General features: G+C 66.7%; 22 protein-coding genes and 1 tRNA gene. 14 read left to right on the forward strand and 9 right to left on the reverse strand.

The features are described from left to right. The first annotated feature begins 19 nt into the window (after window positions 1–19). Window positions 20–223: a hypothetical protein gene (locus tag VG566_RS08565; RefSeq protein ID WP_014646673.1), complete on the forward strand. Its 204-nt coding sequence runs from the start codon at window positions 20–22 to the stop codon at window positions 221–223. Between the two features lie 359 nt (window positions 224–582). Next, window positions 583–819, forward strand: a complete 237-nt coding sequence (locus tag VG566_RS08570) for a hypothetical protein (protein WP_005416001.1) — start codon at window positions 583–585, stop codon at window positions 817–819. Window positions 820–828: 9 nt separating this feature from the next. Here the strand turns inward: VG566_RS08570 and VG566_RS08575 are convergent, their stop codons facing one another. Together VG566_RS08575 and VG566_RS08580 are read right to left on the reverse strand one after the other, a co-directional pair. After that, window positions 829–1,884: a 4Fe-4S dicluster domain-containing protein gene (locus VG566_RS08575; protein WP_241884363.1), complete on the reverse strand. Its 1,056-nt coding sequence runs from the start codon at window positions 1,882–1,884 to the stop codon at window positions 829–831. After that, window positions 1,881–2,168 carry a hypothetical protein gene (locus VG566_RS08580; protein WP_032959293.1) on the reverse strand — a complete coding sequence of 96 codons (288 nt, stop codon included), beginning with the start codon at window positions 2,166–2,168 and terminating at the stop codon, window positions 1,881–1,883. Before VG566_RS08580 ends, VG566_RS08575 begins: the two co-directional genes overlap by 4 nt. 180 nt (window positions 2,169–2,348) lie before the next feature. Here VG566_RS08580 and VG566_RS08585 point away from each other — a divergent pair, with 180 nt between their 5' ends. Next, window positions 2,349–2,789 carry a group III truncated hemoglobin gene (locus VG566_RS08585; protein WP_053494909.1) on the forward strand — a complete coding sequence of 147 codons (441 nt, stop codon included), beginning with the start codon at window positions 2,349–2,351 and terminating at the stop codon, window positions 2,787–2,789. A gap of 44 nt (window positions 2,790–2,833) precedes the next feature. Next, window positions 2,834–4,243, forward strand: a complete 1,410-nt coding sequence (gene hemN, locus VG566_RS08590) for an oxygen-independent coproporphyrinogen III oxidase (protein ID WP_241884364.1) — start codon at window positions 2,834–2,836, stop codon at window positions 4,241–4,243. A gap of 21 nt (window positions 4,244–4,264) precedes the next feature. Here the strand turns inward: hemN and VG566_RS08595 are convergent. Beyond that, window positions 4,265–4,351: transfer RNA gene (locus VG566_RS08595), tRNA-Leu, on the reverse strand. 131 nt (window positions 4,352–4,482) lie between these two features. On the opposite strand from VG566_RS08595, the gene VG566_RS08600 reads away from it, so the two are divergent. The 4 genes from VG566_RS08600 to VG566_RS08615 all read left to right on the forward strand — a co-directional run bounded on the left by VG566_RS08600 (window position 4,483) and on the right by VG566_RS08615 (window position 8,583). After that, complete coding sequence (locus VG566_RS08600; RefSeq protein ID WP_014646679.1) at window positions 4,483–4,917, forward strand: BLUF domain-containing protein; 435 nt, start codon at window positions 4,483–4,485, stop codon at window positions 4,915–4,917. 134 nt (window positions 4,918–5,051) lie between these two features. Then, on the forward strand, window positions 5,052–6,338 hold the full coding sequence (locus VG566_RS08605) for a nucleotide sugar dehydrogenase (RefSeq protein ID WP_080376380.1): 1,287 nt from the start codon (window positions 5,052–5,054) through the stop codon (window positions 6,336–6,338). A 55-nt stretch (window positions 6,339–6,393) separates the two neighbouring features. Beyond that, window positions 6,394–8,016 carry an FMN-binding glutamate synthase family protein gene (locus VG566_RS08610; RefSeq protein ID WP_101765243.1) on the forward strand — a complete coding sequence of 541 codons (1,623 nt, stop codon included), beginning with the start codon at window positions 6,394–6,396 and terminating at the stop codon, window positions 8,014–8,016. Window positions 8,017–8,121: 105 nt separating this feature from the next. Next, entirely contained in the window at window positions 8,122–8,583 is a 462-nt protein-coding gene (locus tag VG566_RS08615; protein ID WP_241884366.1) for a GNAT family N-acetyltransferase, read from the forward strand. Window positions 8,584–8,675: 92 nt separating this feature from the next. Here the strand turns inward: VG566_RS08615 and VG566_RS08620 are convergent, their stop codons facing one another. Next, on the reverse strand, window positions 8,676–9,923 hold the full coding sequence (locus VG566_RS08620; RefSeq protein ID WP_423172629.1) for a TIGR03862 family flavoprotein: 1,248 nt from the start codon (window positions 9,921–9,923) through the stop codon (window positions 8,676–8,678). After that, window positions 9,910–10,344 carry an FKBP-type peptidyl-prolyl cis-trans isomerase gene (locus VG566_RS08625; RefSeq protein ID WP_014646684.1) on the reverse strand — a complete coding sequence of 145 codons (435 nt, stop codon included), beginning with the start codon at window positions 10,342–10,344 and terminating at the stop codon, window positions 9,910–9,912. The genes VG566_RS08620 and VG566_RS08625 overlap by 14 nt, the downstream gene beginning before the upstream one ends. Before the next feature lie 70 nt (window positions 10,345–10,414). On the opposite strand from VG566_RS08625, the gene VG566_RS08630 reads away from it, so the two are divergent. From VG566_RS08630 to VG566_RS08645, 4 genes are all read left to right on the forward strand, one after another. Beyond that, on the forward strand, window positions 10,415–10,780 hold the full coding sequence (locus VG566_RS08630; protein WP_032959288.1) for a DUF6164 family protein: 366 nt from the start codon (window positions 10,415–10,417) through the stop codon (window positions 10,778–10,780). A gap of 288 nt (window positions 10,781–11,068) precedes the next feature. Next, window positions 11,069–11,836, forward strand: a complete 768-nt coding sequence (locus tag VG566_RS08635) for a sulfurtransferase (protein WP_241884368.1) — start codon at window positions 11,069–11,071, stop codon at window positions 11,834–11,836. A gap of 221 nt (window positions 11,837–12,057) precedes the next feature. Beyond that, a complete protein-coding gene (locus VG566_RS08640; RefSeq protein WP_014646687.1) occupies window positions 12,058–13,053 on the forward strand; it encodes an LLM class flavin-dependent oxidoreductase in 996 nt (331 codons plus the stop codon). 67 nt (window positions 13,054–13,120) lie between these two features. Next, window positions 13,121–13,618 (forward strand): pyridoxamine 5'-phosphate oxidase family protein, encoded by a 498-nt coding sequence (locus VG566_RS08645; protein ID WP_014646688.1) that lies wholly within the window; start codon window positions 13,121–13,123, stop codon window positions 13,616–13,618. Window positions 13,619–13,710: 92 nt separating this feature from the next. On the opposite strand, the gene VG566_RS08650 is transcribed toward VG566_RS08645, so the two are convergent. Continuing rightward, window positions 13,711–14,370, reverse strand: coding sequence for an exopolysaccharide biosynthesis protein (locus VG566_RS08650; protein ID WP_423172628.1), 660 nt, complete (start codon window positions 14,368–14,370; stop codon window positions 13,711–13,713). Next, window positions 14,354–15,658, reverse strand: coding sequence for a hemolysin family protein (locus VG566_RS08655; protein ID WP_032959200.1), 1,305 nt, complete (start codon window positions 15,656–15,658; stop codon window positions 14,354–14,356). Before VG566_RS08655 ends, VG566_RS08650 begins: the two co-directional genes overlap by 17 nt. A 292-nt stretch (window positions 15,659–15,950) precedes the next feature. On the opposite strand from VG566_RS08655, the gene VG566_RS08660 reads away from it, so the two are divergent. Both VG566_RS08660 and VG566_RS08665 read left to right on the forward strand, forming a co-directional pair. Then, window positions 15,951–16,577, forward strand: coding sequence for a DUF47 domain-containing protein (locus VG566_RS08660; RefSeq protein ID WP_004152833.1), 627 nt, complete (start codon window positions 15,951–15,953; stop codon window positions 16,575–16,577). Between the two features lie 13 nt (window positions 16,578–16,590). Next, window positions 16,591–17,712, forward strand: a complete 1,122-nt coding sequence (locus tag VG566_RS08665) for an inorganic phosphate transporter (RefSeq protein ID WP_014646691.1) — start codon at window positions 16,591–16,593, stop codon at window positions 17,710–17,712. Between the two features lie 265 nt (window positions 17,713–17,977). Here VG566_RS08665 and VG566_RS08670 read toward each other — a convergent pair whose 3' ends face one another. Both VG566_RS08670 and VG566_RS08675 read right to left on the reverse strand, forming a co-directional pair. Further along, the gene (locus VG566_RS08670) at window positions 17,978–19,474 is read right to left on the reverse strand and encodes a S10 family peptidase (RefSeq protein ID WP_197556748.1); all 1,497 of its coding nucleotides are present in this window, start codon (window positions 19,472–19,474) and stop codon (window positions 17,978–17,980) included. 110 nt (window positions 19,475–19,584) lie between these two features. Then, window positions 19,585–20,163 carry a GNAT family N-acetyltransferase gene (locus tag VG566_RS08675; RefSeq protein ID WP_111205705.1) on the reverse strand — a complete coding sequence of 193 codons (579 nt, stop codon included), beginning with the start codon at window positions 20,161–20,163 and terminating at the stop codon, window positions 19,585–19,587. Between the last annotated feature and the right edge of the window lie 167 nt (window positions 20,164–20,330).

The raw sequence follows: 20,330 nt of genomic DNA on the forward strand, positions 1-20,330 counted from the left end.
GTTAACAGAAGGACCGACCGTGACCGAATTCTGGAGCAAGGGGCAGGTGCGCACCCGGCTGGGTTTCCGCACCGATGCCGAACTGGCGCGCTTCTTTGGCATAAGCCGATCTGCAGTGTCGCAATGGCCCAAGGATTTCCCGATTCCTGCGTTACGCCAATACATCCTGCATCAGCGCTATCCCAACCTGTTCCCGGCAACTGAAGCCACGCAGGGCGAATAAGCCTCAACTGCGCCGCCTTTTGTCGCATGTAGCACTCTAAGTGCCATTTGCTAAGTATGCTTAGCAACATAGGAAACTTTGATGGAACAGGGTCGGGCTATCGATGAGGCCTACCAGGGCAGAGGCTGGATGAATCGGGTAGGTTGTCGGCTCCGGCCCATCCGGGAAGCCTGTCATCCCGTATGTGGTTTCGTGAACGATTAATAATTTCGATCACGAAAGTCGCTGCATGTAATTGACCTGTCGTGAAATCTATGACTAATTGGCATCAACCGGGCGTGAAGCCCGGGAGTCTTTCAGTAGCTCGCAAGTGAGTCGGTAGACCGTCAACGATGCAGAACAAGTCCAACGGAGGTCGTATGGAATACGGCATGCATGGCTTGGCTGAACGGGTACGCCGCGAACTGGAAGCCAGTTATCACAAACACGGATGCGGTCCGGCGTTCTGGGATACCTACCAGCAGGTGCTGGACCGCCTGGTCCCGCAGGGGACCGAGCGTACCGAAGTCACCAATGAAATGGCGCTGATCATCGAACAGCTCGGCATCGTCCGACGTGCGCAGCTGGTGCCGCCGCACGCCAACGGGCCGCGTTGACCCGTTGATTCAAAGCAGGCGCCAGGCGCCACAGGCCAACAGCGCCAGCAGCATTGACAGCAGTGCCAGGGTCCGCGGTCGCCACCATTGCCGCGGTTGCCCGGCCATGGCCTGCGGACTGCAGTAGCGCACCAGCCCCGGGCCGAAACCGGCCTGGTGCTGCTGCCGCGAGCAGGCGTCCAGGCAGGCGCCGCAGGCCAGGCAATCGGCCTGCGGTCCCTGGCGGATGTCCAGCTGCATCGGGCAGGCGCTGACACACGCGGCGCAGTCGGTGCAGTCGCCCAGGCGATCGGCGCTGAAGGTGGGCATCGGTCCGGCCAGCAGCGGATGTGCGGCGCGGAACACGTAGTCCTGTGCGGTGGTCGGGTCGAGCAGGCCGCGTCCGCGTCCGAGCACGCCCCCCATGCCCGGAGGGCGCATGCCGCGCGGTTCGCCGCGGCGCGCGTCGTACAGCATGCGTGGTGTATGTGGATCGATCAGCAGTGGTTGCATGCGCGCGAACGGGCACAGCGAACGGCACACCTGCTCGCGCAGGAAGCCGGCATTGCCCCAGGTGGCGGCGGCATAGAACAGCACCCAGAATGTTTCCCAGCCGCTCCAGCCGGCATGCGGAGCGGCGGCCAGCAGTCCGGCGATCGGGCTGAACAGGCCGACGAAGGTGATGCCAGTCCACAGCGACAGCAACCCCCAGGCGACCTGGGTGGTCGGGCGCGCGGCTGGCACTGGCAAGACCTTGGCCATGCCGTGCGCGATCCAGTCGAAGGCACGACGCCACAGCGTCTGCGGGCAGGCATGACCGCACCAGATGCGGCCGGCGAGGTGGGTGAGCAGCGCAAGGCCCACCGCCAGCACCGCCAGCAACCCGATCAGCACGCCGACATCGCCGGGCCACAACGTCCAGCCGAACAGGTCGAAGCGCCGTGCGTTGATGTCCAGCAGCAGGGCCTGGTGTCCATTCCAGCGCAGCCATGGCAGGGCATAGAACAGGACCAGCAAGAGCGCGCTGAGCGCGCCGCGCCAACGCCAGGGGCGTGGGGTTCCGGTTCCGGTACAGGGCGTACTCATCCCAGCGGCAGCTCGTCGTCGTCATCGCTCGGCAGGGGCCGCTGCAGGTACCAGGTGACTGCGCTGGAAAGTGCGGTCACCGACCAGAACATGAAGAATCCTGCCGTATAGCCCAGTTCACGGCTGATCGCCGTGCCCGGGAAGCTGATCGCCTGCAACCGCAGCGGGTCGACGAAGGCGAAGAACACCACGCTGGCCAGGCCGGCAGCGATGAAGCTGGGCCAGAGGATGGCGCCCCAGTGCTGGATCAGCTGCTGGCGGCGGCTGGGAGAGGGTCTGTTCATGCTGTCCCGGATCGGAATGAGGGCGGCGCGTATACTCCGCCGAGGCCGGCGCAGCATCCGCAGGGCATGCTTCCTGCAATCGTGGCAGCCTAGGTGCAGCGGACTGCGCCGACATTGATCTGGATCAACGGCGGTGCCGGCCGGCTGCGGCACACTGCCGGCACGCTTTGGGTACCCCCGATGAACGCAATACCGCCACCTGTCCTGCCCGTCGCCTCGCCCGGGCTGTGCACCGAGCAGGAAGTGACCCGCCTGGTCCACGACTTCTATGCGCGCGTGCGCGAGGAAGAGCGGTTGGGGCCGGTGTTCCAGGCGCATGTCCACGACTGGCCGGAACATCTGGCGCAGCTGGTCGATTTCTGGTCGGCGATGCTGCGCGGCACGCGCCGCTTCAAGGGCTCGCCGATGTCCAAGCACATGGCCATCGAGCTGGACAAGGACTTGTTCGATCGCTGGCTGGTGCTGTTCCGGATCACCACCGCCGAGTGCGGCAACCCGCTGATGCAGGAGCTGGCCAACGACGTCGCCGCGCGCATCGGTGACACCTTCTGGAAGCGCTACCAGATGCTGCGCTGGCCGCAGGTGGGCCTGCCGGTGCTGGGAATCCCCACCCGCGATTGATCTGGGTCAAGGCGGTCATGGCCGTCCGGCGCGATGCTGGCGTCATGGACACGTTCTCTCCCGCCGCCGGTGGCCTGGCCTGGACCTTCGACCCCGACCTGCTGCGCCGGCATGACCGGCCGGGGCCGCGCTACACCTCGTATCCGACCGCGCCGCACTTCCACGATGGCTTCGACGCGCCGGCGCTGCGTCAGGCGATCGCCGACAGCAACCAGCTGGCGCGCGCGCTGTCGCTGTACGTGCATGTGCCGTTCTGCTCCAGCCCCTGCTTCTACTGCGGCTGCAACCGGGTGATCACCCGCGACCGCGGTCGGGGCCACAGCTACGTCGCGCGCGTGCTGGCCGAGGCCGACCTGCTGGCGCCGCAGTTCGAGGACGGCCGTGAGGTCATCCAGCTGCATCTGGGCGGTGGTACGCCGAACTTCCTCGAGGCCGAGGCGATGACCACGCTGGTGGAGGGGCTGCGCCGGCGCTTCGATTTCAGCGATTCGCCGCAGCGCGATTTCTCGATCGAACTCGATCCGCGCTTCATCGATACCCGCGATGTCGCCATGCTGGCGCGGCTGGGCTTCAACCGGGCCAGCCTGGGCGTGCAGGATTTCGATCCGCATGTGCAGGAATCGATCAACCGCATACAGGGCGTGCAGCAGACGCTGGACATCCTGCATGCCTGCCGCGACAGCGGCATGCGCTCTGTCAACGTCGACCTGATCTATGGGCTGCCTGGACAGAGCCTGCAGGGATTCGGCCGCACCCTGGAACGAGTGCTGGCATTGCGACCGGATCGCCTGGCGGTGTATGGCTACGCACACCTGCCACACCTGTTCCGCGCGCAGAAGCAGATCGACGAGCGCCGGTTGCCTTCACCGGAAGACAAGCTGGCGCTGCTGGGCCTGGCGGTGGAGAAGCTTTCTGCTGCGGGTTACCAGTACATCGGCATGGATCACTTCGCGCTGCCGGAAGAGGACCTGTCGCGCGCGCAGCGTGCCGGCCAGCTGCATCGCAACTTCATGGGCTATACCACCCACGCCGATACCGACCTGCTCGGCCTGGGCGTGAGTGCGATCAGTCATATCGGTGCCACCTACAGCCAGAATCCGCGTGACCTGCCGTCGTGGGAGGACGCGGTGGACCAGGGCCAGCTGCCGGTCTGGCGCGGCGTGGCACTGAGCGCCGACGACCAGCTGCGCGCTGAACTCATCCAGCAGCTGATGTGCCAGGGCGAGGTGGACGGTGCCGTGCTGGGCCAGCGCCATGGCGTCGATTTCGAGCAGTACTTCGCCGAGGACCTGCGTTCGCTGCAGCGGTTGCAGGAAGACGGCCTGGCCGAATACCGCGACGGTGTAGTGCGCGCCAGCGAGCCGGGTCGGCCGCTGCTGCGGCTGCTGGCGATGTGTTTCGACCCCTACCTGCGCGCGGCGCATGAACAGCCGCGTTACTCGCGTGCAATCTAAGGTGTACTCGCGCAGCGCGGTTGGTGCCCGGAGCCGGAATCGAACCGGCATGGGGTTGCCCCCGGCGGATTTTAAGTCCGATGCGTCTACCAGTTTCGCCATCCGGGCCTGCAGCGCGGCGCCGATTGTAGCCCAGCTGCAGAATCGCAGCCGGATTGCCGTGGAGCGGCAGCGTGTTTAACTGTCGCTCCCATTCATGTCATAGTCCCAACCATCGTTCCCAGGGGGGGAGCCGCACGATGTCGCTGCACGCGATTGCCTATGCCAGTGAGGCCCGCGCCGATCTGCAGACAACCGATCTTGACCGCCTGCTGGCCGATGCCACGGCATTCAACCGTGTAGCCGGTGTCACCGGTGTGCTGATGTTCGATGGCAGCCGTTTCCTGCAGTACCTGGAAGGCCCGGAGGACGGTATCGATTCGGTGTACCAGCGCATCGTCAATGCGCGCAGCCACGGCCAGCTGAAGGTGCTGTGCCGCGCGCCGGTGGCGCAGCGGGCGTTTCCGCGCTGGTCGATGGGAACCCGGCGCATTGATGCGGAGCTGCTGGCACAGATCGTTGAATCGGCGTGGCCGGGCTTCCTGCTTGGCAGCGGTGGCTTCGAGCGCCTGCGGCAGGCCTGGACCGGCGCCGATGGCGAACTGGAACCGGCCGCGGTCGCACTGGGCTCCTGATCCCATCTTGGCGGGCAGGCGCCCGGGCCGTTACGCTGTCGCCTTTCTGGCGTGGAATTACACGGAGTGGTGCAGCGAATGAGCAGGTCGGCCGAATCCATGGCGGCATGCATGCCGTTGCGCGGGACATGCCAGTGAGCGCGTCCCTTGCGGCAGCGGAGACCCCGCGTTTTGCGGTGATCGGCCTGGGCTACGTCGGCCTGCCGTTGGCGGTGGCCTTCGGTCGGCACTGGCCGACGCTGGGCTTCGACATCGATGCCGATCGCATCGCCGAGCTGCGCGATGGCCAGGACCATACGCTGGAGGTGGAGGCCGACGAGCTGGCCAGTGCTCGGCAGCTGCAGTACGGCAGCGATCCGGCCTTGCTTGATGCATGCAACGTCTACATCGTCACCGTGCCGACGCCGATCGATGCCTATGAGCAGCCCGATCTGGAGCCGTTGCGTTCGGCGACGCGGCTGATCGCCAGCCATCTGCGCGCGGGTGACCTGGTGATCTACGAATCCACGGTGTACCCCGGCACCACTGAAGAAGTCTGCGTGCCGCTGCTGGAAGAAGGCTCGGGCCTGCGCTTCAACGAAGACTTCTACTGCGGCTACAGCCCGGAGCGGGTCAGTCCCGGTGACCGCCAGCGGCGCCTGGCCGACATCCGCAAGATCACCTCGGGGTCGACAGCGGAAGTGGCTGCGGTGATCGATGGCCTGTACCAGCGCATCATTGCCGCCGGCACGTTCCCCGCGCCATCGATGCGCGTGGCCGAGGCGGCCAAGGTGGTCGAGAACATCCAGCGCGATGTGAACATCGCGCTGGTCAATGAGTTGGCGCTGATCTTCGACAGGCTGGGCATCGATACCCAGGATGTGCTCGATGCCGCCGGCAGCAAGTGGAACTTCCTGCCATTCCGGCCGGGCCTGGTCGGCGGCCATTGCATCGGCGTGGACCCGTATTACCTGCTGCACAAGTCCGAGAGCGTGGGCTACCACCCGGACCTGATCCACACCGCGCGGCAGGTCAACAACCGCGTCGGTGAGCATGTGGCGTCGCGGGTGCTGGCGATGCTGGCCGAACGCGGCCGCGAACCAGTGCAGTCGCGCATCCTGGTGCTCGGTGTGACCTTCAAGGAGGATTGCCCGGACCTGCGCAACAGCCGCGCGCTGGAGCTGGCGCAGCGCCTGCGTGATGCCGGCGCTCAGGTCGAGGTCAGTGATCCCTGGGTCGGCCCGGCGGCATTGGCCGATGAGGGCGTGCAGTGGCTGGCCGAACCCGTGGCAGGGGTCTATGACGCGGTGGTGCTGGCGGTTGCCCATGCCCGCTTCAAGGCGATGGACGAGGCGGGTATCCGGTCGCTGCTGGCGCCGGGCGGCCTGGTCTACGACGTCAAATCGGCCTGGCCACGCAACGTGGTTGACGATCGCCTGTAAACCCGGGCGGCGGGCAGCACGGTAGACTCGCAGGCAGTTGCAACCAAGGAACGCCATGCACCGGTATATCGTCTACCTGCTCGCCATCCTGATGTTCCCCATCTGCCTGTGGTTGGCCACGATCTGGCCGGCCTGGTACTGGGGCGTCGGCCTGACCGCCGCGATGGTGGCTCTGGGGACCTGGGACCTGCTGCAGAAGCGCAGCACGCTGCGCCGCAACTATCCGGTGATGGCGCACTTCCGCTACGGCCTGGAATCGATCGGTCCGGAAATCCGCCAGTACTTCGTGCAGAGCGACCTGGAGGACGTGCCGTTCTCGCGCCAGCAGCGTGCACTGATCTACCAGCGGGCCAAGAACGAGATGGACACGGTGCCGTTCGGCACCCTGCGCAGCACCTACGCGGTGGATTACGAGTGGATCAACCACTCGCTGGCGCCGACCGCCATCGCCAAGCACGATTTCCGCGTGCTGATCGGCGCCAACTGTGCCAAGCCGTATTCGGCGAGTGTGTTCAATATCTCGGCGATGAGCTTCGGTTCACTGTCGGCCAATGCGATCCGCGCGCTGAACGAAGGCGCGCGCCAGGGGGGCTTCTACCACGACACCGGCGAAGGTTCGATTTCACCGTATCACCGTGAGATGGGCGGCGATCTGGTCTGGGAGATCGGCTCGGGCTACTTCGGTTGCCGTGACGAAAAGGGCGGTTTCAGTGAAGAGCGCTTCGTCGCCAACGCCACCCATGACCAGGTCAAGATGATCGAGATCAAGCTGTCGCAGGGCGCCAAGCCCGGTCATGGCGGCGTGCTGCCGGCGCCGAAGGTGACCGCCGAGATCTCGGTGACCCGTGGCGTGCCGATGGGCGTGGACTGCGTATCGCCGTCGCGTCACTCGGCGTTCTCGACGCCGATCGAACTGCTGCAGTTCGTCGCCCGCCTGCGCGAACTGTCCGGCGGCAAGCCGGTCGGTTTCAAGCTGGCCATTGGCCACCCGTGGGAGTGGTTCGGCATTGCCAAGGCAATGCAGGAAACCGGCCTGCTGCCGGACTTCATCGTGGTCGACGGTGCCGAGGGCGGTACTGGCGCAGCACCGGCGGAATTCGTCGACCATGTCGGCGTGCCGATGCACGAGGCGCTGCTGCTGGTGCACAACACTCTGGTCGGCCTGGATCTTCGCGAGCGCATCCGTATCGGCGCGGCGGGCAAGATCACCAGCGCATTCGACATCGCGCGCACCATCGCGCTCGGCGCCGACTGGTGCAATGCCGGCCGTGGCTTCATGTTCGCGCTGGGCTGCATCCAGTCGTTGAGCTGCCACACCGACAAGTGCCCGACCGGCATCGCCACCCAGGACCCGGCACGCTGGAAGCACCTGGATGCACCGGACAAGGCCACCCGCGTGTACAGCTACCACGAGCACACGCTGCACGCCCTGAAGGAGCTGTTGTGTGCGGCCGGCCTGAACGATCCGGCCGAACTGGGGCCGGAGCACATCCTGCGTCGTGTTTCGCCTGTCGAGATCCGCTCGCTGGCGTCGCTGTACCGCTACCTGGAACCGGGCGAGCTGCTGCACAAGGTGCCGGATCATGCGGTGTTCCATGCATTCTGGGCCGATGCACGCAGCGATTCGTTCCAGCCGCCGCCGAAGATCCAGGCGCTGCGCGCCAGCAAGTCGCGATAATGTGTTGCTGTAGAGCCGAGCCCATGCTCGGCTGCTTCTCTCATCGCAATATTGGAACGAAGAACAGCCGAGCCGAGCATGGGCTCGGCCCTACAGGGGGATGTCATGCAGTTCAGGACCGGCACCATCGACGATGTCGCCATGCTGTGGGCACTGCGCACGCGTTGCGTTCGCGAGACGTGCAGCAGCCATTATCCGGCGGAGGTGATCGATCCGTGGTCTGCTTCGCCGCCGCCGTCGCAGTACGCACGGCTGCTGGGGCAGGGAGGCTGCGTGGTGGCCGAGGACGGGCAGGGTGTCCTGCTCGGGTTCGGCGTGTTTGATACCGACGCCAATGAAGTCGATGCGCTGTTCGTCGATCCGGATCGTGGCGGCACGGGCATCGGCCAGGCGTTGATGCAGCGTCTGCTGGCGATGGCCGATCGTGAGCGCGAGGTGGTGCTGTCAGCCTCGCTCAATGCGGTGCCGTTCTACCAACGGCAGGGATTCATTGCCGTGCGGGAGGAAGCCTACCCGCATCCCAGCGGCGTGGCGCTGGCTTCGGTGAGCATGCGCAGGCCGTGGTGAGCGCCCGGGGATTGGAGAGTCGAGCCATGCTCGACTGCTTCATCGTCTGAATCAAAGGCAGTCGAGGATGGCTAGACTCCACAATGCGGGCGTCACCGCCCAGCCAGCCACCCGATCACGCCCTCAGCGGCGCGCAGGCCACTGGCATAGCACGCCGTCAGCAGGTAGCCCCCCGTGGGGGCCTCCCAGTCCAGCATCTCGCCGGCACAGAACACGCCGGGTACTGCCCGCAGCATCAGGCCATCATCCAGCGCATCCAGGCGCACGCCGCCGGCAGTGCTGATCACCTCGGCCATCGGCCGTGGACGCAGAAGGCGCAACGGCAGGCGCTTGAGCGTGGTAGCCACGGCAGGCAGGTCGTGGCCCGCATCCTTGCCAAGGATCTCGAACACCAGGGTGGCCTTCACCGCATCCAGTCCGGCCTGACGGCGCAGATGCTCACCAAAACTGCGACCCTTGCGCGGCCGCGAAAGATCGGCCAGCAGGCTTGCTTCATCGCGTCCCGGCACCAGGTCCAGCCACAGCATGGCATGGCCATCACGGTTGATGGTCTCGCGCAGGTCTGCGGCCAGCGCGTAGATCAGGCTGCCTTCGATGCCGTACTCGCTGGATACGCATTCGCCCTGCAGCGACTGCGGTTGTCCGGCCAGGTCGAGCCAGTGCGCGACCACCGGCTTCAACGGTGCGCCTGCATTGCGCTGGGCGAAGAACGGCGTCCAGTCGATGTCGAAGCCGCAGTTGGCCGATTGCAGCGGCGCAATGTCCACGCCTCGTGCCTGCAAGGGGGCGACCCAGGCGCCATCACTGCCCAGCTGCGGCCAGCTGCCGCCACCCATCGCCAACACGGTGGCATCGGCGTGGACATCGATCTCGCCGGCTTCGGTGGCGAAGCGCAGCGCGCCGTGGTTGCCCCAGCCGATCCAGCGGTGGTTGGCATGCAGGCGCACGCCCTGTTCCTTCAGTCGGCGCACCCAGCCGCGCAGCAACGGCGCAGCCTTGCGGTCGACCGGGAACACGCGGCCGGAGCTGCCGACATAGGTCTCCACGCCAAAGCCGGCAGCCCAGTCGCGCAGCGCCTGCGCGTCGAAGCCATCCAGCCAGCGACCCACGGCCGTGGATTGCTCGCGGTAGCGGCTGTCGAACAGCGGCCGCGGATCGGAATGGGTGAGGTTGAGACCGCCCTTGCCGGCGATCAGGAACTTGCGGCCGGGTGAGCCCTTGGCCTCGTACAGGTCCACGTCCAGCCCCGCGGCGCGCAGGCGCTCGGCGGCGAACAGGCCGGCCGGGCCACCGCCGATGACGGCGACCCGAGGGGGCAATGCGGTATTACGGCTTGACATCGAGCAGCTCGACATCGAACACCAGCGACGAACCGGCCGGAATCGGCCCGACCCGGCGGTCGCCGTAGCCGTAATCCGGCGGGATCATCAGCGTGCGCTTGCCGCCGACCTTCATGCCGGCCACGCCCTCATCCCAGCCGCGGATGACCTGGCCGGCGCCGAGCGCGAAGGTGAACGGCTGGCCGTGCTTGAAGGAGCTGTCGAAGGTCTTGCCGTGCTTGGTTTCGGTGCGGTTGTCGTAGATCCAGCCGGTGTAGTGCACGGTGACCTTGCTGCCGGGAACGGCTTCGGTGCCGGTGCCAGCTACGGTATCAATGCGCTCGAAGGTGGTCAGGGTGCCGCCCGGCGGCGGACCGGAGGGCTCGCTCGAGCAGCCAGCGGCGGCGAGGGACAGCAGCAGGGGAAGCAGCAGGCGGCGCATCGGGCGTCTCCAGAAGGGCGCAGGGCGAGGGCGGCAAGGGTAGCGCATCGGCGCCGGGTATCATGGCGGCATGGCAAAACTCCTGCTCAATCTGCGCAATGTCGGCGACGACGAATATGCCGATGTCTGCACGCTGCTCGACCAGCACGGCATCGCCTGGTACCGCACCGAACCCAGCCCCTGGGGCATTTCCAACGGTGGCCTGTGGCTGCGCGAGGACGCCGATCATCCGCGCGCGAAGGCGCTGATGGCCGGGTACCAGGCGGCGCGCGGTGTGCGCGTGCGGGCCGAGCGTGAGCAGGCGTTGCGGGATGGCACGGCGGAGACCTTTGGCAGCCTGTTCCGGCGGCGGCCGGTGTTCGTGGTGCTGGTGCTGCTGGGCATGGCCGCTGCGGCGGCGCTGGTGCTGCTGCCGTTCATGCTGTTGCGGGGGTAAGGGGCTTCTGGCCGGGTTGCACCCGGCACCCGCCGATGCAACGGCAACGGCAACGTCAAAAGCCGGGCTTCAGTGGGAGGGTGGGGCGGTGTGGGCAGGCGGGGGACGGCAAAAGCTGCTCCTGCGTGCCTCGTAGAGCGCCATCCATGGCGCTCTGCGCCCCCGCCTGCCCACACCGCCCCACCCCTGACAGGTTCCGGGTGGCTGCCGGGGTCGGATCCCTCTGCTGCGCAGAGGGCTCTGACCCCTGAATCTGTCTGTGCGGGCGGGAGGCGCTAAAATGGCAGGATGATCGCCAACACCGCTGCCTACCATTTCGCCGTCATCGACGCCCCCCAGGCCCTGTGCGACCAGCTGCTGGCGCGTGCCCAGACGGCCGGGTTGCGGGGCACGATCCTGGTGGCGGGCGAGGGACTGAACCTGTTCCTGGCCGGTGAGCCGGAGGCGGTCGAGGATTTCTACGCCGCGCTGCATGCCGATGCGCGTTTTGCCGGGATGCGGGTCAAGACCAGCCTGAGCGAGCACCAGCCGTTCGCGCGGCTGAAGGCCAAGGTGAAGGACGAGATCATCAGCTTCCGCCGCGATGACGGCCAGCCGCTGGACTATCCGCGTGCACCGGCGGTCGATCCGGCCACCGTGCAGCGCTGGCTGCGGCAGGGCCACGATGACGCCGGCAAGCCGGTGGTGATGCTCGATACCCGCAACCTGCAGGAAGTGGAGTACGGCACGTTCAAGGATGCGCTGGTACTGCCCATCCACAAGTTCACCGACCTGCCCGAGGCGTTGGCGCCGCATCGCGAGGCACTGAAGGACAGCACCGTGGTCAGTTTCTGCACCGGCGGCATCCGCTGCGAGAAGGCCGCACTGTGGATGGCCAACGATGGCATGGACAACGTGCTGCAGCTCGATGGCGGCATCCTCGGCTACTTCGAGGAGGTCGGCGGCGAAGGTTATGAAGGCCGCTGTTTCGTGTTCGACGAGCGCGTGGCGCTGGATGCCGAACTGAAGCCGATGGTCGACCAGCCGCTGCCGGAGCCGCGCCCCAGCGCGTTCTGACACGCTTCGGTAGAGCCGGCCGCTGGCCGGCTGCCAGGGCACTTTGCCTGCCGGCCAGCGGCCGGCACTACCAATCGCGCTTGGCGCCGCGGATCAGGGCACCCCGGATCGGCCGGGTCAGCGCTGAACCGGCTCCGCGGGAATCAGCATCCCGCCACCGTCACTGGCCGCTGCGCCTGGCCGACCCCATGCAGGGGAGATCCTGAGACGGAAAACCGCTGATGATCCCGTTGTCGATCCTTGACCTGGCCCCGGTCTGCGAGGGCAGTGACACCACCGCCGCCTTCGCCAACATGCTGGAACTGGCCCAGCACGCCGATGCACTGGGCTACCGCCGTTACTGGCTGGCCGAACACCACAACATGCCCGGCATCGCCAGCGCGGCCACGGCCGTGCTGATCGGCCACGTCGCGGGCGGCACCCGGCGTATCCGCGTCGGTGCCGGCGGCATCATGCTGCCCAACCATGCGCCGCTGCAGGTGGCCGAGCAGTTCGGCACGCTGGCTTCGCTGTATCCGGACCGCATCGATCTCGGCCTCGGTCGTGCGCCGGGCACCGATCAGCCCACCGCGCGTGCACTGCGCCGCTACTTCGACAGCGCCGACCAGTTCCCGCAGGACGTGCGCGAGCTGCTGCACTACTTCGAGCCGGTACAGCCCGGACAGGCGGTGCAGGCGGTTCCGGGCGGTGGCCTGCGGGTGCCGACCTGGATCCTTGGGTCCAGTCTGTTCGGCGCGCGCATGGCCGCCGCGATGGGCCTGCCCTATGCGTTTGCCTCGCACTTTGCGCCCGATGCCATGGACGAGGCGCTGGCGGTGTACCGCCGAGAGTTCCGTCCCTCGGCCACGTTGAAGCAGCCGCACGCGATGCTGGCCCTGAATGTCGTCGCCAGTGACAGCGAGGCCGAATCGCGCCGCCTGTTCACCAGCCAGCAGCAGAGTTTCGTCAACCTGCGCCGCGGCCGGCCGGGCAAGATTCCGGCGCCGATCGACGACATCGAAGCCTTCTGGGAGCCGCACGAAAAGCTCGGCGTGGAGCGGGCCCTGGCCTGCACCGTGCTCGGCGATCCGCAGCAGGTGGCCGATGGCATCGCCGCGTTCGTTGAGCGCCACTCGCCGGACGAGCTGATGCTCACCGCCAACCTGCATGACCACCGTGCGCGCCTGCGTTCGTTCGAACTGGCGATGCAGGCCTGGCATGCCCGCCACGCGGGCTGAACAATGGCGTCACGGCCCGTTGCAGCCGCGACGGGTCTGATGGGGGCTCTACCCATTGGAGCCTCCCATGGCGGATACCCGCGCCGAACACATCGCCCAGCTGGCCGAACTGATCAAGGACGTGGAGGTGGCGATGTTCACCACCACCGGCGTCGACGGACGACTCTACAGCCGGCCGCTGGCCACCCAGCAGGTCACCTTCGACGGTGACCTGTGGTTCGTCATCACCGCCGACAGCCCGAAGGTTGCCGAGATCGCGCTTGATCCGCACGTCAACGTGGCCTATGCCTCGCCATCGAAGAACACCTACGTATCGGTGGCAGGGCGCGCGCGCATCGTTGACGACCGCGCGAAGATCGAGGAACTGTGGTCGCCGGCGATGAAACTGTTTTTCCCGGGCGGCAAGGACGACCCGAACCTGCGCCTGATCCACGTGCGGGCCGACTCGGCCGAGTATTGGGATGGTCCGGGTACGCTGCTGGGCAAGGCGTTGAATTTCGTGCTGTCGGCGGTGCAGGACGAGCCGGCGCAGTTGGCCGACAATGGCTTCATCGATCTTCGGTGAGGATCGATGTCCGGTATTGGTAGTGCCGGGCGCTGGCCGGCAGACCTGGAAACGTGGCAACCGGCCAGCGGCCGGCTCTACCGGGTTCCGGCTCAGAACCAGCGCTGGAACAGGTCCACCGTGTAACCCACCAGCTGCCCCGAACTGAAGCCGAAGAACGCGATCGCCGCCAACGCGGCGATCCAGTTGAACAGCATCAGCGCGCCATCGCGTTCCAGCAGCGCCAGCGAGAACAGCAGCAGCTGGAAGCCGAACAGGAAATTGGTGAAGGGAATCGGCAACGACAGCAGCAGGCCCAGCAGCACCAGCAGCAGGCCGCTGAAGGCGTGGGCGGGGAGGGGTGTCAACAGCTGCGGCAGGCGTGGCCTCAGCATCCTGTCCAGGCGCCGCAGTGGGCGGTCGATGCGGTCCAGGAAACGGTGCATGGTGCCGCGCTTGGGTCCGCGGCGGGCAATGAAGCCGGGCAGCCACGGCCGGCGCAGGCAGAACAGCATCTGCAGGCCGATCAGGATCACCAGCGGGCCGCTGACCGCGCCACCCATGCCCGGGATCGGGATGAACGAGGGCAGGATCGCCACGAACAGGAACACGCCGAACGCGCTCTGCTGCAGGTTGCTCAGGATCTGGCGGAGCGGCATGTGCTCGGCCGGGTCGCCGGAAGCGAACATCTCCAGCAGGGTGCGGATGCCCTCGTTGCGGTAGGCCGGGCGCTCGGCGCCTGGACCCTGGCCGGCCTCAGGCGGTGAGCTCATCGGCCTGCTCGTCGGACAGCGTGCGCAGCAGCAGCTTGTCCACCCGCGCACCGTCCAGGTCGACCACTTCGAAGCGCCAGCCGGCCCAGTCGAAGTACTCGCCTGCGTGCGGGATGCGGCCGAAGTAGTGGATGCACATGCCGGCCAGGGTGTAGTAATCACCGTCCTCGGCATCGGGCAGCTCGTTGCTGCCGATCAGTTCGCGCAGGTCTTCGATCGGCAGCGAGCCATCCACCAGCAGCGAACCGTCCTCGCGGGTCACCACCAGCGCGTCTTCATCGGCATTCTCCACCGCCTGCAGGCGGCCGACCACGGCGCCCATCAGGTCGCTGATGGTCACCAGGCCCTGGATCTCGCCGTACTCGTCCACCACCAGCGCCATCGACTGCTGTTCCTCGCGGAAGATCTCCAGCAGCTTCATCGCGTGGGTCGATTCGGACACGTAAAGCGGTTCGCGCAGGGTCTGGAACAGCGCGTTGTCGCCGCGCGCCATGCGCGTGGCCAGCGATTTCAGTTCAAGTACGCCGACCACGTCCATGTCGTTGTCGCGGTACACCGGGTACCGCGAGAACTCGTGCTCGGCCATGATTTCCAGGTTGCGCTCCAGCCCGGCCTGGGTGTCCAGCCAGGCAATGCGGTTGCGCGGGGTCATCAGGCTGTCGGCGGTGCGGTCGCCCAGGCGCATGACGCGGTTCATCATGTCACGCTCGTGGGCGTCGATCACACCGGCTTCGTGGCTCTCGGCCACCAGCATGCGGATCTCTTCTTCAGTCACCGAGGCGACTTCATCCTTGCCCAGGCCGAACAGGCGCAGCACCAGCTGGGTGGTCTTGGACAGCAGCCAGACGAAGGGCAGGGCCAGCTTGGCCAGCCAGCTCATCGGCATCGCGACCAGGCCGGCAATGGCCTCCGAGCGGGTCAGCGCCAGGCGCTTGGGCACCAGTTCGCCGAAGATCAGCGTGATGAAGGTGATCAGGCTGACGGCCAGCGCGGTACCGATGTTGCCCGCGTACGCAAACCCCGGCATCAGCCCCTGGATCCAGCCGGCGAAGGCCTCGCCCAGCGCCTCACCGCCGAGGTAGCCGGTCAGCACGCCGATCACGGTGATGCCGATCTGCACGGTGGACAGGAAGCTCTCCGGCTTCTCGGACAGCTCCAGCGCCTTGGCCGCGCGCTTGGAGGTGGCAGCCATCTGCTTCAGGCGGCTCTTGCGCGAGGTCATGACCGACATCTCGGACATGGCGAAGAAGCCGTTCAGCAGAACAAGCGCGAAGACAATCAGGATCATTTCAAACACGGGCGTCGTCCCCGGTTGGTGGCAGGGAGGGCGGGTGCTGGCGATGGCGGCAGGCGCTCAGGAACGGGGTCCGGCGCGGCGCAGGGGGATAAGGGTCGTCGTCCATAAGGTGCGCCCGAAGGCGCGCTGGCATCTTAGCAAAGGGGCATGGCAGGGTGGCAACCGCCTGTTCAGGTTGGGGGTTCCAAGGCCTCGAAAGGGGGCGGGGATACCCGTGATGGTCATCTAGCCGTCATAATTCCATCTGGTGCCGTCCTTCCCGCGACGGCTGACAGGTTTCTCAATGTTCTCTCTGCAGACCATTTTCGGTTCCGGCAAACAGTTCTACACCCTGCTCGATGAGGCTGCCGTCGCGGCTTCCGACGCCGCCAAGGCGCTGCATTCCATGCTGCGCGAGGCCGACCGCCAGCCCGCGCTGGACGCCTTCAAGCTGGCCCGCCTGCGCGAACGCGCGGCCTCGGACAAGATCAGCCAGGCGCTGGTGGACAGCTTCATGACCCCGATCGAGCGCGAAGACATCGAAGCGCTGGGCTCGGCGCTGTACAAGATTCCCAAGCAGATCGAGAAGTTCGCCGACCGCTATTCGCTGGCCACGACGCACCTGGAGCACATCGACTTCGCGCCGCGCGCGGCGATGCTCGAACAGGCCGCCGGCGTGGTGGTGGAGATGGTGGCCGATCTGCGCCACATGAACCTGGACCGGATGACCGCGCTCAACGAGAAGCTGCGCTCGCTGGAGAACGAGGCCGACCGCCTGATGCTCGAGCTGTACCGCGACATCTATTCGGGCCGCCTGGACAACCTGCAGATGTTCCTGCTGAAGGAATTCTTCGAGATCCTGGAAAAGGCCATCGACCGCTGCCGCGAGGCTGGCGTGGTGGCGTACCAGATCGTGTTGAAGAACAGCTGACGGACGCCGCCGCATGTTGACCCTTGTCCTGGTGGTGATCCTGGCCGCGCTCGTCTTCGAGTTCATCAACGGCTTCCACGACACTGCCAACTCCATTGCCACCGTGGTGGCGACCAAGGTGCTCTCGCCCGGCTGGGCGGTGATGCTGGCCGCCTTCATGAACCTCATCGGTGCACTGACCGGTACCGCGGTGGCGCTGACCATCGCCTCGGGCCTGCTCAACACCAACGTGGTCGAGGTCACCCCGCAGGTGATCCTGTGCGCCCTGCTGGGCGGCATCATCTGGAACCTGATCACCTGGTGGAAGGGCCTGCCGTCCTCGTCCTCGCACGCCCTGATCGGTGGCCTCTGCGGCGCCGGCCTGGCCGCCGCCCACAACAACTGGGACGCGCTGATCTGGTCCGAGCGCCTGGGCAGCTGGGCGCAGAACAAGGGCCTGCTGTGGAAGGTGTTCGTGCCGATGATCACCTCGCCGATCGCCGGTTTCCTGCTCGGCATCGTGGTGATGGTGCTGCTGTGGGCGCTGATCGCCGGCCTGGCCAAGATCGGTGGTGCCATCGGCCGCCTGGCCCGTCCGCGCATCGTCAACGCCTTCTTCGGCAAGGCGCAGATCGCCTCGGCGGCCTACATGGGCTTCGCCCACGGCCACAACGACGCGCAGAAGACCATGGGCATCATCGCCATGACCCTGATCGGTGCCGAAGCCACCGGCGCATTGAACGACCTGCCGTCCTGGCTGGCCTTCATGCACCCGGACGCGCATGCCGGTGACGGCATCGCGATGTGGATCGTGCTGACCTGCGCGGTGGTGATGGCGGCCGGTACCGCTTCGGGCGGCTGGAAGATCATCAAGACCCTGGGCCACAAGATGGTCAAGCTGCACCCGATCCACGGCTTCGCCGCGGAGACCAGCTCGGCCACCATCCTGACCCTGGCGGCCCACTTCGGCATGCCGGTCTCGACCACGCACAGCATCTCCACCGCGATCATGGGCGTCGGCTTCGCCAAGAACCCGCGCTCGCTGAAGTTCGGCGTGATCGAGCGCATCGTCTGGGCCTGGATCCTGACCATCCCGGCGGCAGGCGGCTGCGCGTACCTGATCCTGAAGCTGTTCGAGCTGTTCGGCTGGACCTGATCGCCACGCCAAGGCTGCAAACGAAAAAGCCCGCCATATCAGGCGGGCTTTTTCATGGGCAAGAATTTTTCCGCACCCACCGTGTCGACCAAGGTCGACACCTACCAGAGCAGAACCAGGGTCAGGGCCCGTTGCCAAGCAACGGGATCCGCCCCCGTGCCGACCAACGGTCGGCACCCACCAACAGCCCTCAGGAAGCCAGCTTTTGCAGTTGCCGTTGCCGTGGCTGTCAGCGGGTGCCGGGCCGCAGGCCCGGCCAAACCCCTCAATTACGCTGGAACAACGCCTGTACATCCTTGCGGAACGCCGCCTGGCTGTCCGCCCGGCTGTAGAACATGTGCCCGCCCGGATAACTGCGCACCTGCACCCGGTCCGGATTGCTGCCCATCGTCGGCATCTGGTCCACGGTCAGGATCGAGCCCATGAACGGGCACGACAGGTCATTCCAGCCATGCACGATCAGCACCTGCAGATGCGGGTCGATCGCCACCGCCTGGCGCAGCTGGGTCACCGCACCCTGGCGCAGTTCGCCATTGCGGTCCCACAGCCGGTTCACGTCGTAGTTCAGCGCCTGGTAGCGCGCATCTACTTTCCAGCCGACCACGCGCGTCACGAAGTCGACCATCGCCGTGGTGGTCGGCGCGATGATGCTGTCCAGCAGTGGATCGTTGGCGCGCTGCTCCGGATCATTCGGGAACGGATCGAACGCGGTCACGTTGGAGTCGTAGCGGCTGCCCAGCGTGCCCTTGTCGCGGAACACTTCACGCAGGTAGGCCTGGGTCTCCAGGCGCCCGCCAGCGCGGCGCACGAACTGCGGGTCCAGTCCGGTCAGCGCGGTGACCCGGCGCAGCATGGCCTCCGTAGCCTGCGGATCGCTGCGGCCCTTCATCAACGCGGTGGCGTAATCGCCACGGGTGTACTCCACCACCTCGCGCATCGCCGCATCGGTCAGCTTGCCCTGGCGCTCCAAGTGCGCCGCGGCGATCGACGGCAGCGTCTGCATCCACGCCATCGGCGAGACATCGGCGTTGTCTTCCAGGGTCGGGCTCAGGTAGGGCGAGACCAGCACCAGTCCGTTCATCGCCACGCCCAGCCGGGTCTGCAGGAAGTGGGTGATGCGCGGGCCGCGGTAGCCACCGTAGCTCTCGCCGGTCAGGTACTTGCGCGAGGCCATGCGCTGGTTGCGCAGCAGCCAGTCGTAGATCGAGCGCGACAGGTATTCGACGTCGGAACTGGGGTTGTAGAGCGCTTTCTTGGCTTCATCGTCGCCGATCCGCGCGCGGCTGAAGCCGGTACCGACCGGATCGATGAACACCAGATCGGTGAAGTCCAGCCAGGTGCCCGGGTTGTCGTGCAGGGTGGCCGGCGCCGATGCGCTGTCACCCTCGGAGCCGAAGGTCACCACCTTGGGCCCGATCGCGCCCATGTTGAGGTACACCGACGACGCACCGGGGCCGCCATTGAGCGCGAAGGTCACCGGCCGGTCCTTGCCCGGCATCGTGTAGGCAGTGAACACCACATCGGCGATCACCTTGCCCTTGGCATCGCGTACCGGCAGGGTGCCGACGGTGGCGGTGTAGTCCAGGGTGCGGCCGGCCAGGCGCATGCTCTGGCGGGCCGAGGCGTCGGCGGGCAGCGCAGGCGCTTCGGTCTTGTCGTCTTTCGGGTCGGGCTTGCCCTCGGCGTCGGGCGCGGCCAGCACGCTGGCAGGGGCGATGAGCAGGCCGACGCAGAGCGCGGCAGTGTGCAGCAGGGACTTCATGGCACCGGTTCGGCAGCGGAAGGGGGTTCCGATGCTAGGCCGGTGGCGGGCCATGCCGTATGTGTCCAAAGGCATGGCCGTGCGTTGAGCCCGCTACTGGCCAGATTGGGTCAAGCGGGGAGGGTGGCTGCGGCGGCGTCGTCGGCCAGCAGGCCGTAGACGGCCGAGTCGGCCAGCTGCCCCTGGATGCGCCAGCGCTGGCGCAGCACCCCCTCGCGGTGGAAGCCCAGGCGTTCCAGCACGTGCGCGGACGGCGCATTGCGCGGGTCGATCTCGGCTTCCACCCGATGCAGGTGCAGGGTGCGGAACAGGTAGGCCAGTACCTGTTGCAGGGCCTCGTGCATATAGCCCTGGCCCTGGCGATCGGGTGCCAGCAGGTAGCCGATCTCGGCGCGCGCCGCATCGCGGTCCACCGCGAATACCACGCAGATGCCCAGCAGCGGACCTTCCAGCGACTCGCGCACGGCCAGCTTCAGCTGGGTGCCGATGGCATGGGCGGCGAGGTCATCGTCGATCTGCTCGCGCGCTTCGGCCAGTCGCGTCCAGGCTGGATGGTTCCACCATCGCATGACATCCGGGTTGGACTGCAGCGTGAACAGCGCGGCGGCATCGTCACGACGGATCGGGCTCAGGACCAGCCGTGCACTGTGCAGCGGCAGGCCGGGGAACAGCAGCGAGTGGCTGGCCAATACGATGGTCCACACGGGTGGACGCGCATTATGGCGCTGCCGGGTTTGCCGATGGGGGCGGATGGGGTCGGAGCGCATGGGGTCGGATCCGTTTTCCTGACAGGAAACGGCTCTGACCCCACTGCCGCCAACCGGGTCAGAGCCCTTTGCCAGGCAAAGGGATCCGA

The sequence above is a fragment of the Stenotrophomonas sp. CASM114 genome (assembly GCF_049384325.1).
GTDB classification, from domain to species: Bacteria; Pseudomonadota; Gammaproteobacteria; order Xanthomonadales; family Xanthomonadaceae; genus Stenotrophomonas; species Stenotrophomonas muris.

Coding starts and splice junctions, on each gene's coding strand:
- VG566_RS08570 (WP_005416001.1), top strand. CDS start 583: ATGGAATACGGCATGCATGGCTTGGCTGAACGGGTACGCCGCGAACTG.
- VG566_RS08575 (WP_241884363.1), bottom strand. CDS start 1,884: ATGAGTACGCCCTGTACCGGAACCGGAACCCCACGCCCCTGGCGTTGG.
- VG566_RS08580 (WP_032959293.1), bottom strand. CDS start 2,168: ATGAACAGACCCTCTCCCAGCCGCCGCCAGCAGCTGATCCAGCACTGG.
- VG566_RS08585 (WP_053494909.1), top strand. CDS start 2,349: ATGAACGCAATACCGCCACCTGTCCTGCCCGTCGCCTCGCCCGGGCTG.
- hemN (WP_241884364.1), top strand. CDS start 2,834: ATGGACACGTTCTCTCCCGCCGCCGGTGGCCTGGCCTGGACCTTCGAC.
- VG566_RS08600 (WP_014646679.1), top strand. CDS start 4,483: ATGTCGCTGCACGCGATTGCCTATGCCAGTGAGGCCCGCGCCGATCTG.
- VG566_RS08610 (WP_101765243.1), top strand. CDS start 6,394: ATGCACCGGTATATCGTCTACCTGCTCGCCATCCTGATGTTCCCCATC.
- VG566_RS08615 (WP_241884366.1), top strand. CDS start 8,122: ATGCAGTTCAGGACCGGCACCATCGACGATGTCGCCATGCTGTGGGCA.
- VG566_RS08620 (WP_423172629.1), bottom strand. CDS start 9,923: ATGTCAAGCCGTAATACCGCATTGCCCCCTCGGGTCGCCGTCATCGGC.
- VG566_RS08625 (WP_014646684.1), bottom strand. CDS start 10,344: ATGCGCCGCCTGCTGCTTCCCCTGCTGCTGTCCCTCGCCGCCGCTGGC.
- VG566_RS08630 (WP_032959288.1), top strand. CDS start 10,415: ATGGCAAAACTCCTGCTCAATCTGCGCAATGTCGGCGACGACGAATAT.
- VG566_RS08635 (WP_241884368.1), top strand. CDS start 11,069: ATGATCGCCAACACCGCTGCCTACCATTTCGCCGTCATCGACGCCCCC.
- VG566_RS08640 (WP_014646687.1), top strand. CDS start 12,058: ATGATCCCGTTGTCGATCCTTGACCTGGCCCCGGTCTGCGAGGGCAGT.
- VG566_RS08645 (WP_014646688.1), top strand. CDS start 13,121: ATGGCGGATACCCGCGCCGAACACATCGCCCAGCTGGCCGAACTGATC.
- VG566_RS08650 (WP_423172628.1), bottom strand. CDS start 14,370: ATGAGCTCACCGCCTGAGGCCGGCCAGGGTCCAGGCGCCGAGCGCCCG.
- VG566_RS08655 (WP_032959200.1), bottom strand. CDS start 15,658: ATGATCCTGATTGTCTTCGCGCTTGTTCTGCTGAACGGCTTCTTCGCC.
- VG566_RS08660 (WP_004152833.1), top strand. CDS start 15,951: ATGTTCTCTCTGCAGACCATTTTCGGTTCCGGCAAACAGTTCTACACC.
- VG566_RS08665 (WP_014646691.1), top strand. CDS start 16,591: ATGTTGACCCTTGTCCTGGTGGTGATCCTGGCCGCGCTCGTCTTCGAG.
- VG566_RS08670 (WP_197556748.1), bottom strand. CDS start 19,474: ATGAAGTCCCTGCTGCACACTGCCGCGCTCTGCGTCGGCCTGCTCATC.